This is a genomic window from Streptomyces sp. NPDC053426, assembly GCF_055585405.1.
In genome coordinates this window covers 1-1,210 of the sequence record NZ_JBVJKE010000056.1, presented here as the reverse complement: position 1 = coordinate 1,210, position 1,210 = coordinate 1, and the positions used below count along the sequence as shown (strand labels likewise).

Below are 1,210 nucleotides of genomic sequence, written 5' to 3'. Positions count from 1 at the left end.
GTGCCGAGCAGCAGTCCGCGCAGGGTCTCGATGGCGGGTGTGAAGGGCTGGTACTCGGCGATCGGCTGGAACCAGCCCGGCATCCCCTCGACCGGGACGAAGGCGCTGGACAGCAGCGGCAGCAGGATCAGCGGCATCGCGTTGTTGCTGGCGGCCTCGGCGTTCGGGCTGATCAGGCCCATGCCGACGGCGATCCAGGTGAGCGCCAGGGCGAACAGGACGAGCAGCCCGAGCGCCGCCAGCCACTCCAGGGCGGTGGCGTCCGTGGAGCGGAAGCCGATGGCCACGCCGACGGCGCCGACGAGGACCACGCTGGCGACCGACTGCAGCACGCTGCCGACGACGTGCCCGATGAGCACGGAGCCGCGGTGGATGGCCATGGTGCGGAAGCGGGCGATGATGCCCTCGGTCATGTCGTTGGAGACGGACACGGCGGTGCCGATCGTGGTGGAGCCGATGGTCATCAGCAGCAGGCCCGGCACGATATAGGCGATGTACGCGGACCGGTCCGCCCCGCCGCCGTCCCCGAGGCCGGCGCTCATCGCGTCGCCGAAGATGTAGACGAAGAGCAGCAGCAGCATGATCGGCGTGAGCAGCAGGTTCAGGGTGAGCGACGGGTAGCGCCGGGCGTGCAGGAGGTTGCGGCGCAGCATCGTGGACGAGTCGCGCACGGCGAGGGCGAGGTTGCTCATCGGGCGGTCTCCTTGGGCTGGTTGGGGACGTTGGCCGGGCCGGTCAGGGCGAAGAAGACGTCGTCGAGGTCGGGGGTGTGCACGGTCAGTTCGTCCGCCTCGACGCCGGCGGAGTCGAGCCAGTCGAGGACGGAGCGCAGTTCGCGCTGGCTGCCGTCGCTGGGGATCTGGAGGGTGAGGGATTCGTCGTCCCCGGTCGCTTCGCGCAGGGCGGAGGCGGCGGACCGGTAGGCGTCCGGGTCGGTGAAGCGGAGCCGGACGTGTCCGCCGGGGACGATCCGCTTGAGTTCGTCGGCGGTGCCCTCGGCGGCGATCCTGCCGTCGTTGAGCACGGCGATGCGGTCGGCGAGTTCGTCGGCCTCCTCCAGGTACTGGGTGGTGAGGAAGACGGTGACGCCGTCGGCGACCAGCCCGCGGATGATCTGCCACATGGTGTGGCGGGAGCGGGGGTCGAGTCCGGTGGTCGGTTCGTCGAGGAAGATGATCCGCGGGTCGCCGACCAGGGTCATGGCGATGTC

General features: G+C 70.3%; 2 protein-coding genes. Both read right to left on the bottom strand.

Features of this window, described 5'->3' with window-relative positions; all coding sequences use genetic code 11:
• Positions 1–692: ABC transporter permease (locus tag ACZ62B_RS39100; protein ID WP_468729152.1), on the bottom strand; the 692-nt coding region annotated here is incomplete at its 3' end.
• On the bottom strand, positions 689–1,210 hold a 522-nt coding region (locus ACZ62B_RS39095; RefSeq protein WP_469694024.1), incomplete at its 5' end, for a DrrA family ABC transporter ATP-binding protein. The genes ACZ62B_RS39100 and ACZ62B_RS39095, both read right to left, overlap by 4 nt.